The organism is Micromonospora musae (assembly GCF_003626635.1).
Lineage (GTDB): Bacteria > Actinomycetota > Actinomycetes > Mycobacteriales > Micromonosporaceae > Micromonospora > Micromonospora musae.
Window position 1 is genome coordinate 570,224 of sequence record NZ_RAZT01000002.1, and the last position, 13,226, is coordinate 583,449.

The window sequence follows — 13,226 nt, forward strand, 5'->3', positions numbered from 1 at the left end:
GCCGGTGCGGGCATCTTCCACGCCGACGGCAGGTACGGCGGGGAAGGGAGCCCGGCGATGGGTGTGATGTTCCGTAAGCGGCAGAAGATCGGACCGCTGATCCTCAACTTCACCGAGAACGGCTTCTCCTCGTGGAGTGTGAAGATCGGCCGGTGGTCCTGGAATTCGCGAGCCCGCGCGCACCGGGTCGACCTTCCCGGTCCGCTCTCCTGGAAGCAGGACAAGTCCCGGCGCTGATCCGGTGAGGACGGGGCGGGGTGCCGGCGGGAACGCCGGCACCCCGCCCCTTTCGTCGGATCGGTTTCCCCGGAACCGGCCGGCTTGTCGGTGCTGATCAGGCAGGTGCTCCGGCCGAAGGGCTGATGGTCACGTCGCCGCCGAGCCGCCCCTGCGCCGGATCGCGGGTGACCACGCCCGCCGCGAGCAGGTCGGTGAGCACCCGCTGCGCGTCCGACGAACGGTGGACGGTGGCGAGCAGGGCGTGGCGACGCAGCTCGGTCACCGTACGCGGGCCGGTGCGGGCCAGCTCGGCGAGCAGCTCCCGGCCGAGCGGGTCGAGGTCCGGGTCGCCGGCGACGTCGTGCAGCCGCCCGCCCGGGTCGCCCAGCCGTACGCCGGCGACGTCGGCGGCCGTCCAGAGCGCCTCCTTGAACGCCTCCAGGCTCCGGTCCGAACCGGTGCCGAAGGTGACCGACTCGGTCGGGCCGTCGGCGGCGGCCAGCTCTACCTGGGTCACCAGCGGGAAGCCCACCGCGTCCAGCTCGACGCGGGCGGCTCGGCCGGCGCGGAGCAGGACCTCGGCGGGCCGGCCGCCGGCCGCCGCGCGCAACACGGCGGCGTCAGGACCTGCCGCGTCGCCCGCGTCCAGGAAGGAGAAGAGTGGGGCGCCCGCGGCGCCGGCCGCCTTCAACGCGACCGGCAGCCGGCTCGGGTCACCCGGCACGACGTGGACGGCGACGTCGGCCGGCAGGCCGGCCTCGATCGGGCCGAGCCGGGCCGGCAGGTCCGCCGCCGCATCGGCGAGCACCAGCACGGTCAGCCGGAGCCCGCGCAGCCGGTCCGCCTGCCCGGCGACGAGTCGCAGCGCCGCCTCGGCGGAGTCGACGTCGCGTCGCGCGTACGCCAGGGCCACGGTGGCCCGCCGGGAACGCTGCCGGGCCGCCGGCAGCCAGCTCTCCAGCTGGCGGACTAGCAGCTCTCGCAGGGCGGTGGTGGTCGGATCACTCGGCATCCTGACGTTCTACCGCACCCGCCGGTCAGGCGGGCACGGAGATGCCCACCCCGCCCCGGGTCTGGCCGCCGTAGCGCTGCCGCTCGCGGTCGAGGTCGAGGCGGCCGATCCGCTTCCGCGCCGACAGGGCGGCGTCGTCGAGCAGGTCGGCCGGGATCAGCCAGACCACCTCGAACTCCAGCCCGTCCGGGTCCTGCCCGTAGAGGCTCTTGGTGGTGCCGTGGTCGGAGGTGCCGACCAGCGCACCGGCCGCGGCGAGCCGCTCGGCGGTGGCCGCCAGCTCGTCGAGGGTGTCGACCTCCCAGGCCAGGTGGTAGAGGCCGACGGTGCCCCGCCCGGCGGTCGAGCGGCCGGCGGCGGCGCCGATCTCGAAGAGGCCGAGGTCGTGGTCGTTGGTGGAGTCGGGCGCCTGAAGGAAGGTGGCGCCGCGGAAGCCGTCCGGGGTCATCTCGACCGGACGGAAGCCCAGCACGTCACGGTAGAAGGCGACGCTGCGGGCGAGGTCACTGACGTAGAGGACCGCGTGGTTGAGCCGGTGGATTCCCATGGCCCCAACGGTAGCCCGATTTAGTTGAGCGTTCAACTATCGGGGTTATGATGGTTCTCATGACGCGGTGGCTGAACCCGGACGAGCAACACACCTGGCGCGCCTTCCTCACCGCCTCCCGTGGCGTGATGGACGCCCTCGACCGTGAGCTGCAACGGGACGCGGGCATGCCGCACGCGTACTACGAGATCCTCGTCCGCCTCTCCGAGGCGCCGCAGCGCCAGATGCGGATGAGCGACCTGGCCGAGACGACCGGCTCGTCGCGCAGCCGCCTCTCGCACGCCGTCGCCCGCCTGGAGGCCGCTGGCTGGGTACGCCGCGAGGACTGCCCCACGGACCGGCGCGGCCAGAACGCACACCTCACCGAGGCCGGCTTCGAGACGCTCGCCGCCGCCGCGCCCGGCCACGTCGAGGGCGTACGCCGGCACCTGTTCGACGTCCTCTCCCCCGCCCAGGTGGACCAGCTGCGCCGGATCAGCGAGACGATCGCCGCCCACCTGACCTAATCCAGACGCATCCACACCGGCGCGGGTCTTGTACTTACCGTTGTCGGATGAGCACGATGGGGCGTGCCCTCCGGCTTCGGCGACCTGACTGACCAGGCGCACCACCTGGTGTCCACCGGCGACCTGGTCGGCGCCCAACGGCTGCTCTCTGACGCGCTGAGCGACGCCGACCCGCGCCCGGCGAACGCCACCATCGAACTGGCCGAGGCGGCGAGCCTGCAGGCGCGGGTGCTCGTCGCCCTCGGCGAACCGCACTCCGCCCGAGGCTGGGCCGCGTTCGCGTACGCCGCGCACACCCGGCTGCACGGCCACTCCGACCCGCGTACGGTGGCCGCCGCCGCGACTCTGGCCGCGGTGCTGCACCGGGTGGGCAGCCACTCGCGAGCCGCCCGGCTCTACCAGGACGTGATCATCGAGCTGACCGCGCAGGACGGGCCGGAGTCCCTGCGGGTGCTCGCCGCCCACGCCGACCTGGCCACCGTCGAGTACGCCCGCGGGCAGTGCCGGACCGCGCGGGACCGCCTCCAGGACGCCTGGGAGCTGCACCGCGAGGTGTACGGCGACGGGCACCCCAGCGGCATCAAGATGCTCGCGCGGCTCGGCGCGATGCAGCGCGACTGCGGGCAGTTCGCCGAGGCCCACGACAACCTGGCCCTGGCCCGGGAGCTCTGCCGGCAGCACCTCCCCGCCGACGATCCGCTCGCCGCCCAGGTCGCGACACTGGCCCGAGCCCCCGCCAACCCCGAGCACAGCTGTCCGGAGGTGCCCGACGCGCCGGTGGTCCCCGCCGCCCGTACCCCGTCCTACGGGGAGGCCCCCGCGTACGCCCCGCCGGAGCCGGAGGGGCGGACCGTCCCCGTGCCACGCCAGCCGGTGGACGACCCGACCGCACCCGAGCAGCAGTGGTGGCCGCCGGACCACTCCGAGGATCCGGCCCCGGACCGTGGCACCGGGCCGTGGGGTGGGCCCGGGGGCGGCACTGGGACGCCGCCGTTCCACGACGACGGACCGCAGCGGGCGGGGTGGACGACTCCAGCCGGAGACGGAACACCGCACTTCGCCGGAGCGGGAACCGGCGGCTATCCGCCACCGACCGGCTACCCGCCACCGGCCGGTCACGCGCCACCGACCGGTGATGCGCCACCGGCCGACCACACGCCACCGACGGGTTATGCGCCGTCGGCCGGTCAGGCGCCACCGGTCGATGACGCCGTCGCGCCCGCCGGGAGCGCCGTGCCACCGGCGGTGATGGCGCTCGGCGGTGGGCAGGACGAGGCCGACGGTGTGCACCGGGTCCGGCGCGACGTCGAGCCGTACCGGCCGTCGCGGCTGCTGCCGGTGCCGGTGCACCGGACGCCCGCGCCCCCGGGACGGCGACTCGCCCCGCTCGTGGTGGCCGGAGTGGTCGTGGTGCTACTCGGTGCGGCGGCGGTGATCGCCGGAGTGTCCCGGGTCGGCGGCGGCGACGACCCACCCTCCGAGAGCGCCTCCGCCCCGGCCGGCACCACGACGACGGCCACGACGCAGAGCGGCGCGCCGAGCCCGACGGTGAGCGCCGTCGCTCCGGTCGGCGCACCCCCGACCGGGGTCAACCTGCGCGACAACCGGGACAACGTGGCGCTGCGCTGGACCTACCCGGCCGGCGGCGAGGGGCCGGTGGTCATCTCGGGCGGCCGGACCGGCCAGCCCAAGAGCGCCCTCACCGACCTGCCCGCCGGCACCACCGGCTTCATCGTCTACGGGCTCTCCCCCAGCAACGACTACTGCTTCACGGTGGCGGTCGTCTGGTCCACCGACACGGTCGCCGCCGCCGACGAGGTCTGCACCCAGCGCCGCTGACCCCGACCCCCCACCCCCACCCGCGCCCCCTCACCCCCCCACCCAAGATCCGCGCACTTTCACCGAAAGAGTGGCTGTTCCGGAGCGGATAGCCACTCTTTCCGTGAAAGTGCGGAGGGGTGCTGCGCGGGGGGCGGGAGGTTGGTCAGGGGGTGTCGGGGGGCAGGGGCGGGAGGCGCAGCGACACCCGTAGCCCGGGGTCGTCGGCGTTGGCGTCGGCGAGGGTTACGGTTCCGCCGGCTCGGCGCACCAGCTCGCGGACGATCGACAGGCCCAGCCCCGCCCCGCCGGCGTCGCGGGCCCGCGCGTCGTCCAGCCGGGTGAACCGGTCGAAGACCCGGTCCCGGTCCGCGACGGGAACGCCGGGTCCGTCGTCGGTCACCGTCACCAGGTGGTACGCGCCCTCCGGCGCGGCGGCCAGCACCACCCGGGCACGCGCGTGCCGAACGGCGTTCTCCACCAGGTTGGTCAAGATCCGGTGCAGCTCGTCCGCGTGCCCCACGGTCCACAGCGGCTCGTCCGGTGGCAGCACCCGGACCGGCGGCGACGGGTAGCGGGCGGCGACCGTGGCGAGCAGCTCACCCAACTCGACCGGGCCGACACCGTCGGGCCCGTCCGGGCCGCCGCCGGTGCTCCGGCGCGCCCCGGCTGCGCCGCCGGTGCTCCGGTCCGCCCCGGTCACGCCGCCGGGCGCATCCGGGCCGCCGGACTCGTCGAGCCGGGCCAGCAGCAACAGGTCGTTCACCAGCCGACCCAGCCGCTCGGTGTCGGCGAGCAGGTTGTCGGTCACCGCCGCCCAGTCCGTACGCTCGCCGAGCCGGCGCGCCACCTCCAGCTCGGTGCGGATGTTCGTGACCGGGCTGCGCAGCTCGTGGGCCGCGTCGGAGAGGAAGGCCCGCTGCCGCCGCCGGGCCGACTCCAGCCGGTCCAGCATGCCGTTGAGGGTGACCGCGAGCCGGTGCACCTCGTCGTGCGAGGCGGGCACCGGGAGCCGGTCCGGCCCGGCTCGTCCGGTGATCTCCTCTGCCCCGCGGCGCAGCGACTCCACCGGCCGCAGGGTCGCCCCGACCACCCGCCAGGCGACCACGGCGAGCGCCGCCACCAGCAGCGGGAAGCTGATCAGCAGGCTGGTGCCGACCACCTGGGTGCTGTGCCGTACGTCCGTCATCGACTTCGCCACCAGGACGGTGAGCGGGTCGGCGGCCGTGCCGGCGGGCACCGTCACGACCCGGACCGGGCCGACGAGCCCGGCCCGCTCCCCCGACATCGACAGGCGCTGCCGCTGGTGCGCTTCGAGGCGCTCCGGGCCGACCATCGGCACCAGGCGGTCGGCGTCGATCGACGCGGCGCGGACCCGCCCCTGACCGTCGATCACCTGGACCCGGAGTTGACCGCCGGCCACCGGCAGCGGATCGGGCAGCGCGTCCTCGGCGGCGAGCAGGGCGACCGCGTCGGCGGTACGGAACGCCTCGTTGTCGACGCTGCGCTGCAACACGAAGCCGAGGACGCCGAGCAGCACCACCCCGCCGAGGGCCAGCCCGACCGAGAGGCCGAAGACGCCGATCGCCATGAGCCGACCGCGCAGCCCGAGCGTGGACGGCCACGGACGCGGCAGCGCACTCACGTGGCGAGCCGGTAGCCGGCGCCGCGGACGGTCTCCAGCCGCTCCCGACCGATCTTGCGGCGTAGGTAGCCGACGTAGACCTCGACGGCGTTGGGTGCGGTCTCCACGCTGGCGTCCCAGACGTGGTCCAGCAACTCCGTCTTGGAGACCACCTCACCGGGGCGGCGCATCAGGTAGTCGAGCAGCGCGAACTCACGGGCGGTCAGCGCCACCTCCGCGCCGGAGCGGGTCACCCGCCGCCGCGCCGGGTCGAGCCGCAGATCGCCCACCGCCAGGACGGTCGGGCGTTCGGGCGCGCCCCGGCGCAGCAGCGCGCGCAGCCGGGCCAGCAGCACCACGTACGAGAAGGGCTTGGTGAGGTAGTCGTCGGCTCCGCAGTCGAGTCCGTCGGCCTGGTCGTACTCGCCGTCCTTGGCCGAGAGCATCAGCACCGGAAGCCAGTGCTCCTCGGCGCGCAGCCGACGAACCACCTCGTAACCGGAGAATCCCGGCAGCATCACGTCGAGGATCATGGCGTCGTAGCCGCCGCCCCGCGCCGCGTCCAGCCCGGCCGGGCCGGTCGACGTCACGTCAACCGCGAAGCCCTCCGCCTGCAGACCCCGCTGCAGCGAGGCGGCCAGCCGCGCCTCGTCCTCCACCACCAGCAGCCGCACGGGTCAAGGGTGCCACTCGGCCGCGACCGGCCGGCCGCGGCCGCAGCCGCGGCCGCCTCAGCGGACGACGTCGTAGACGAACTTCGTGACGCCGTTGGCGTACGTCTCCGACTCGAGCAGCTTGAGCATCTGCTTGGGCTTGTCGGTGCCGCTGAACATCCGCTTCCCGGCGCCGAGCAGCAGCGGGTAGACCAGCAGGTGGTAGCGGTCGATCAGCCCGGCGTCGGAGAGGTTGCGGGCGAGGGAGGCGCTGCCGTGGATGATGATCGGGCCGCCGTCGGTCTCCTTGAGCTTCGCGACGTCGTCGAGCGAACGCAGGATCGTGATGTCACCCCAGTTGTCGACGAGGGCGTCCTCGCCGAGGGTCGTCGAGACGACGTACTTCGGCAGGTCCTTGAGGGCGGCGAAGTCCTCCATGTCCGGCCAGACCGGCGAGAAGATTTCGTAGCTGGCCCGGCCGAACATCAGCGCGGTCGCCTCCTCGGTCTCCCGGCCCTTGATCTCGTACGCCTCGGGGAGGAACTCGATGTCCTTGAAGGTCCAGCCGCCGCTGCGGTGGTTCTCCGATTCGCTGCCGCCGCCGGGAGAGTCGACGACGCCGTCGAGCGAGACGAAGGCGGTGTAGATCAGCGTGCGCATCCTCGATGTCCTATCCGTTGTCCGATTGGCTGTGCTCAGTCTGTAGTGGTGCGTCGCGCCCGGCCACGATTAGGCTCAGCCCTAATCGGGGGAGGCACCTGCGTGATCCAGCTGCACTTCACGGCCGCCGACCTGACCCGCGTACGCTTCGCCGCGTCACCGCTCACGGAGACCGTCGCCAGCCTACGTGCGCTGGCGGCCGGTAGTCGGGGACGACACCTGCACGGGCCCTGGATCGACCGCTTCGCCGATCGGGCGGGCCGGCTGCGCGAACGCGACCTCGACCTGCTGTGCGCGCTGGTACGCCCGCAGGGCTACATTCCCGACTTCCTGCTGCTGCCGCCCGGCCGCCGGTCGTCGACCTTCGCGGACGCGCTCGCACAGCTCGCCGACGCCGATCCGGCGGTCGTGGCGCAGGAGTTGGCGCACCTGGCCACCCACCGGGTCGCTCAGCAGGGCGCCGACCGCGAGGCGCGGCAAGCCCTGCTCCAGGCGCTGGTGCGTCGGCGCGACGCGGGCCTCGGCCCCGTCACCGAGGCGATCGAGGCGTACCACCGGGTCGCGATCGCCCCGGACTGGCCGCGCATCGACGCGCTGCTCAACGACGACATCGCCTACCGGCTCGACGCCCTCGCCGACGGTGGCGTCGACCGGATGATGAGCAACCTGCACCCGTCGGTGACGTTCGCCGACCAGACGCTGCGGATCGCCAAGTACTACGACGGGCACGCGGACTGCGACGGGCGCGGCCTGATCCTCGTACCGTGCGCCTTCGCCTGGCCGGACGTCCTGGTGCGCACCGCGCAGCCCGAGTCGCCCAGCGTCTCCTACTCCCCGCGCGGCCTCGGCCGCCTCTGGGAGAAGCGCGCCGAGCAGGCCGGCTCGGCGCTCGCCGGCGTCCTCGGGCAGACCCGCGCCGCCCTGCTGGCCCAGCTCGACCTGCCGATGTCGACCAGCCAGGCCGCCACCCAGATGGCGCTCTCCGCCCCGACGCTCAGCGTGCACCTGCAGGCGCTGCGCGACGCCGGGCTGCTCACCTCCCGCCGGACCGGGCGGCAGGTCCTCTACTCGCGGACCGACCTCGGCGACCGGTTGCTCAGCGGGGCCGGTCGACCGACCGGTCCCTGAGCATCCACCGCCGAGCCGCGCCGACGGGCGCCTGAACAGGCTGAGCCGAAGCGACGGGAGCAGCGGACCCGGCGGCTTTCGCCGCAGCCGCCGCGCGTGACGCGCAGCACACCCGGCGCGGCGCGGAGGTGCGGATCCGCCGCTCTCAGCGCCGTCACAGCGGGCACCAGGCAGGATGTACCCAGGAGGTGTCACATGTCCGTCGTGAAGAGCCGCCCAGTTCTGCGCTGGCTGGTCCCGGTGGCCGCCGCGATCACCGTGATCGGTGGTGGCGCCGCGGTCGGCACGTTCGCCGCCGAGGCCGAGCCGAGCCTGCCGCCCCGCACTGCCGCGCAGCTGCTGGTGGATCTGCAGACCGCCCAGCTGGAAGGGCTCTCCGGCACGGTCGTGCAGCGGGCCGACCTGGGCCTGCCGCCGGTCGCGGGCCTCGCCGCCGGCAGCAACGAGCTGGCCGCGCTGGCCAGTGGCACGCACACCCTGCGGGTCTGGCACTCGGGCCCGGACCGGCAGCGGATCGCGCTGCTGGACACGCTCGGCGAGCGGGACCTGATCCGCAACGGCCGGGATCTGTGGAGCTGGGACAGCCGCAGCAACACGGCGACGCACCGCACCCTGGGTGGCGACGCCGCCGGGAAGCCGAGCGGCGACGGCGCGCCGGAGCTGCCGGCCACCCCCGCGCAAGCCGCCGACCAGGCCCTGGCGGCCATCGAGCCGAGCACGGCGGTCAGCGTCGGGCGGGCCGCCACGGTCGCCGGCCGGGACGCGTACGAGCTGGTGCTGGAGCCGCGTGACGAGGCTTCGCTCGTCCACCAGGTGCGCATCGCCATCGACTCGCAGGAACACGTACCGCTGCGGTTCGAGCTCTTCGCCACCGGCAGCGACCAGCCGGCCTTCGAGGTCGCCTTCACCCAGGTCGACTTCCGCCGTCCGGACGCCGACCAGTTCCGCTTCAACCCGCCGCCGGGCGTGACGGTGCGCGAGGAGAAGGCCGACCGGGCGGACCTGCCGGCCCGCCGGGTGGCGACGGCGGAGCACCCGCAGGTGCGCACCGTCGGGACGGGCTGGACCACGGTGCTCGTGGCGCGCGTGGACGCGGCCGGCGCGAAGGCCGGGGCCGAGAAGCCGGGCGGCGCCGAGCTCGCCGGCGTGCTGGGCTCGCTCCCCGAGGTCAGCGGCGAGTGGGGCAGCGGACGGCTCTTCACCTCGAAGCTGTTCACCGTGCTGCTCACCGACGACGGCCGGGTGCTGGCGGGCGCGGTGACGCCGGAGCGGCTCTACGAGGCGGCCCGCGGCTGAGCTGAGCCCCGCCCGCCCCGTGGGGTGACAATCGAGATAGTTCGGCGCCGCCGGCACACCGCCGGCGGCGCCTTCGTGTGAAGCTGGGCCGGTGGCGGTGGCCGCCGGCTCGTTCAGTTGGCGAGCCGGCCGCGGCACGCTATCTTTCAGAATTCAGGCACAAAAAAAGAACGGCTGAAAAATGCCGTTCCCGCAGTCATTCTAATTCTTAGGGAGACGGCTTGTCAAGGCACTCCGGCGGTACCGGTGAATTGCCGCTCGACGACGAGATCGGCCGGGAGCAGGAGTACGTCTCCGCTCTCTACCAGCGCCTCGACGAGCTTCGTGAGCAGGCCGCCAACCGGCTCACCGACGAGCTGCGGACAACCGGCGGCACCCTCCAGGCCCGCTCCCAGCGTGACAGTTCGGTGCGCATGTACGCCGAACAGGTCGAGCAGCTCTCCGCCGTCGAGAACGGGCTCTGTTTCGGCCGGCTGGACGGCGAGGACGGTTCCCGCCGCTACGTCGGCCGGATCGGCATCTTCGACACCAGCGGCGACTACGACCCGTTGCTGATGGACTGGCGCGCCCCGGCGGCCCGCCCGTTCTACCTCGCCACCGCCGCCAACCCGCAGGGCGTGCTGCGCCGACGACACCTGCGTACCCGGCAGCGGAAGGTGACCGGCCTCAACGACGAGGTACTGGACATCGACAGCGCCTCCCCCGACGCGCACGAGGAGCTGACCGGCGAGGCCTCGCTGCTGGCGGCCCTGAACGCCGGGCGCAGCGGTCGGATGCGGGACATCGTCGAGACCATCCAGGTCGAGCAGGACAAGATCATCCGTGCCGACCTGCCCGGCGTCCTCGTCGTCCAGGGTGGGCCGGGCACCGGCAAGACGGCGGTCGCGCTGCACCGGGCCGCGTACCTGCTCTACACGCACCGACGCGAACTCTCCACCCGGGGTGTGCTGCTGGTCGGCCCGAACGCCACGTTCCTGCGCTACATCTCCCACGTGCTCCCGGCGCTGGCCGAGACCGGTGTGCTGCTGCGTACCCAGGCAGATCTCTTCCCCGGCGTGCAGGCCCGCCGGGCCGAGCCCGCTGCGGCCGCCGCCCTCAAGGGCCGCGCGGTGATGGTCGAGGTGCTGGCCGCAGCGGTGCGGGACCGGCAGCGGGTACCCGACGAGCCGATGGAGATCGAGGTGGAGCGGGAGACGCTCACCCTGCATCCGGAGACCGTACGGGCGGCGCGGGAACGCGCCCGCCGCGCCGGCCGTCCGCACAACCTGGCCCGGGGACTCTTCGACCTCGAGATCGTGCACGCCCTCGCCGAGCAGGTGGCCGAGCGCATCGGCGCGGACCCGCTGGGCGGCGAGAATCTGCTCGACGAGGCGGACCGCGCCGAGATCCGCCGCGAGCTGCGGGAGGAGTCGGGGATCCAGGCCGCGTTGGACGAGCTGTGGCCGGTGCTCAGCCCGGAGCGTCTCCTCGCCGACCTGTACGCCGACCTGGACCGGATCGCCACCGCCGCCCCGATGCTGACCGCGGACGAGCGGATCCTGCTGCACCGGGAGCCGGGCGGCTGGGCTCCGGCCGACGTGCCGCTGCTCGACGAGGCCGCCGAGCTGCTCGGCGAGGACGAGCGTGAGGCCGCCGCCCTGCGCGAACGCATCCGCTCGTTCCAGCGGGAGTACGCCGAGGGCGTGCTGGAGATCGCCCGGGGCTCCCGCTCGATCGATGTGGAGGACGAGGCGGACGGCGGCGAGATCCTCGGCGTGACCGACCTCATCGACGCCGAGCGGCTGCTGGAGCGGCAGGAGGAGGAGGACCGGCTGACCACCGCGCAGCGTGCGGCGGCCGACCGGAAGTGGGCCTTCGGACACGTCATCGTGGACGAGGCGCAGGAGCTCTCCCCGATGGCCTGGCGCCTGCTGATGCGCCGCTGCCCGAGCCGGTCGATGACGATCGTCGGCGACGTGGCGCAGACCGGCGCGCTCGCCGGCACCCGATCCTGGGGGGAGGCGCTGGAGCCGTACGTGGCCGGCCGGTGGCGGCTGACCGAGCTGACCGTCAGCTACCGCACCCCCGCCGAGATCATGGCCGTCGCCGCCGACCTGCTGACCGAGATCGACCCGACGCTCCGGCCACCTCGCTCCGTACGGGAGAGCGGCGTACCCCCGTGGGACCGGAGGGTGGACGCGGACCGGCTGGCCACGGAGCTGGTCGACGCCGCGGCCCGGGAGTCCGCCGCGCTGGACGAGGGTCGCCTCGGCGTGATCGTGCCGGCCGGCCTCGTCGACGGCCTGGGAGCGGCGCTCACCACGGCGCTGCCCGAGGCGGCCCTGGGCGAGCATCCGGAGCTGGAGAGCCGCGTCGTGGTGCTCACCGTGGCGCAGGCCAAGGGGCTCGAGTTCGACTCGGTGCTGGTGGTCGACCCCGACCGGATCGTGGCGGAGTCGCCGCGCGGGCGCAGCGACCTCTACGTCGCCCTCACCCGCGCCACCCAACGCCTCGGCGTCCTGCGCCCCGCAGCGGATGTCGGAGGTGAGGGTGAGGGCGCGGTAGCGGCGTAGGACGGCTGTTACCCGGTCGTGACAGTCTGCGGACCGGGCCCGGACATGGCGCTGGCAGCTTCGCCCTCGTGAAGAGAGACGGAGCGAGGGCATGAGCATCCGGCTGGCGGTGCTGTACGGCGGGCGCAGCAGCGAGCACGAGGTCTCCCGCCGCTCGGCGGCGAGCATCCTCGCCCACCTCGACCGGGAGGCGTACCAGGTCACCGAGGTCCTCATCGGCCGGGACGGCCAGTGGCAGGTCGACGGCGAACCCGTCACGCTGCCGGCCGCCCTGGCCGTGCTCGCCGCCCAGGACGTGGTCTTCCCGGCGCTGCACGGCCCTTACGGCGAGGACGGCAGCGTCCAGTCGATGTTGGAGTGGCTGGGCGTCCGGTACGTCGGCAACGGGGTCTTCGCGGGCGCGGCCGGCATGGACAAGGCGGTGACCAAGAAGCTGCTCAGCGCCGCGGGGTTGCGGGTGGCGGCCGGGGTCACGCTGGGCCCCGGCGAGTTCCTCTCCCGGGCCGACCAGCGCCGGCTGGGCCTGCCGGTCTTCGTCAAGCCCGCCCGGGCCGGGTCCAGCATCGGGGTCTCCCGCGTCGACGAGTGGTGGCAGCTGCCGACCGCGCTCCTGCTGGCCCGCGGCGCCGACCCGAAGGTCCTCGTCGAACGGGCGGTACCCGGACGCGAGGTCGACGTCGCCGTCCTCGAGCATCCGGACGGGCGGATCGAGGCCGGCCCGCCCCTGGAGATCACCGTGCCGCCGACGTCCGCGTTCTTCGACTACTCGGCCAAGTACGACGGCGGGGCGGTCTTCCAGATCCCCGCCGAGCTGGACCCGGCCACCACCCGGCTGGTGCAGGATCGCGCGATCCGGGCCTTCCACGCGCTCGGTTGCCGTGGGCTGCTCCGGGTGGACCTCTTCCTCCCCGAACCCGGACCGGCCCAGGGCCCCACGACCGGCGACGGCGCGGACGGGGGCGACCAGAACGGCAGCGACGTCAGCGCGGACGGGGACGACCCGAACGGCAACGGCGGCGGCGCGGACGGGGACGGGGACGGCTGGGTCGGCGATCCGGCGGAGCCGGTGGTCAACGAGGTCAACACCTTCCCCGGCTTCACCAGCGCCTCGCAGTTCCCGCGGATCTGGGCACAGGCCGGCATCGCCTTCCCGGACCTGCTCGACATCCTGATCGCCGGTGCCCGCGGCACCGTCCCCGCGTCGTGAGCCC

General features: G+C 74.0%; 12 protein-coding genes. 7 read left to right on the top strand and 5 right to left on the bottom strand.

The features are described 5' to 3' along the window. The first annotated feature begins 57 nt into the window (after positions 1 to 57). Complete coding sequence (locus D7044_RS05585) at positions 58 to 237, top strand: DUF4236 domain-containing protein (protein WP_076471474.1); 180 nt, start codon at positions 58 to 60, stop codon at positions 235 to 237. 97 nt (positions 238 to 334) lie between these two features. Here the strand turns inward: D7044_RS05585 and D7044_RS05590 are convergent, their stop codons facing one another. Further along, the gene (locus tag D7044_RS05590; RefSeq protein ID WP_120688177.1) at positions 335 to 1,231 is read right to left on the bottom strand and encodes a hypothetical protein; all 897 of its coding nucleotides are present in this window, start codon (positions 1,229 to 1,231) and stop codon (positions 335 to 337) included. A gap of 25 nt (positions 1,232 to 1,256) precedes the next feature. Then, a complete protein-coding gene (locus tag D7044_RS05595) occupies positions 1,257 to 1,778 on the bottom strand; it encodes a VOC family protein (RefSeq protein WP_120684085.1) in 522 nt (173 codons plus the stop codon). Positions 1,779 to 1,828: 50 nt separating this feature from the next. Here D7044_RS05595 and D7044_RS05600 point away from each other — a divergent pair, with 50 nt between their 5' ends. Further along, positions 1,829 to 2,284 carry a MarR family winged helix-turn-helix transcriptional regulator gene (locus tag D7044_RS05600; protein WP_120688243.1) on the top strand — a complete coding sequence of 152 codons (456 nt, stop codon included), beginning with the start codon at positions 1,829 to 1,831 and terminating at the stop codon, positions 2,282 to 2,284. A 63-nt stretch (positions 2,285 to 2,347) separates the two neighbouring features. After that, the gene (locus tag D7044_RS05605; RefSeq protein WP_120688178.1) at positions 2,348 to 4,123 is read left to right on the top strand and encodes a tetratricopeptide repeat protein; all 1,776 of its coding nucleotides are present in this window, start codon (positions 2,348 to 2,350) and stop codon (positions 4,121 to 4,123) included. A 145-nt stretch (positions 4,124 to 4,268) separates the two neighbouring features. On the opposite strand, the gene D7044_RS05610 is transcribed toward D7044_RS05605, so the two are convergent. The 3 genes from D7044_RS05610 to D7044_RS05620 are packed head-to-tail and all read right to left on the bottom strand — an operon-like array spanning position 4,269 to position 7,039. Next, a complete protein-coding gene (locus D7044_RS05610) occupies positions 4,269 to 5,693 on the bottom strand; it encodes a HAMP domain-containing sensor histidine kinase (RefSeq protein WP_120688244.1) in 1,425 nt (474 codons plus the stop codon). Between the two features lie 50 nt (positions 5,694 to 5,743). After that, complete coding sequence (locus tag D7044_RS05615; protein ID WP_120684081.1) at positions 5,744 to 6,400, bottom strand: response regulator transcription factor; 657 nt, start codon at positions 6,398 to 6,400, stop codon at positions 5,744 to 5,746. Between the two features lie 57 nt (positions 6,401 to 6,457). Continuing rightward, positions 6,458 to 7,039, bottom strand: a complete 582-nt coding sequence (locus D7044_RS05620; RefSeq protein WP_120688179.1) for a dihydrofolate reductase family protein — start codon at positions 7,037 to 7,039, stop codon at positions 6,458 to 6,460. Between the two features lie 102 nt (positions 7,040 to 7,141). Here D7044_RS05620 and D7044_RS05625 point away from each other — a divergent pair, with 102 nt between their 5' ends. The 4 genes from D7044_RS05625 to D7044_RS05640 all read left to right on the top strand — a co-directional run bounded on the left by D7044_RS05625 (position 7,142) and on the right by D7044_RS05640 (position 13,222). Further along, positions 7,142 to 8,167 (top strand): ArsR/SmtB family transcription factor, encoded by a 1,026-nt coding sequence (locus D7044_RS05625; RefSeq protein ID WP_199716489.1) that lies wholly within the window; start codon positions 7,142 to 7,144, stop codon positions 8,165 to 8,167. Between the two features lie 195 nt (positions 8,168 to 8,362). Then, positions 8,363 to 9,463: a LolA family protein gene (locus D7044_RS05630; protein ID WP_120688180.1), complete on the top strand. Its 1,101-nt coding sequence runs from the start codon at positions 8,363 to 8,365 to the stop codon at positions 9,461 to 9,463. A gap of 221 nt (positions 9,464 to 9,684) precedes the next feature. Beyond that, positions 9,685 to 12,015 carry a HelD family protein gene (locus tag D7044_RS05635; protein ID WP_120688181.1) on the top strand — a complete coding sequence of 777 codons (2,331 nt, stop codon included), beginning with the start codon at positions 9,685 to 9,687 and terminating at the stop codon, positions 12,013 to 12,015. A 91-nt stretch (positions 12,016 to 12,106) separates the two neighbouring features. Further along, positions 12,107 to 13,222 carry a D-alanine--D-alanine ligase family protein gene (locus D7044_RS05640; protein WP_233564877.1) on the top strand — a complete coding sequence of 372 codons (1,116 nt, stop codon included), beginning with the start codon at positions 12,107 to 12,109 and terminating at the stop codon, positions 13,220 to 13,222. Positions 13,223 to 13,226: the final 4 nt, after the last annotated feature.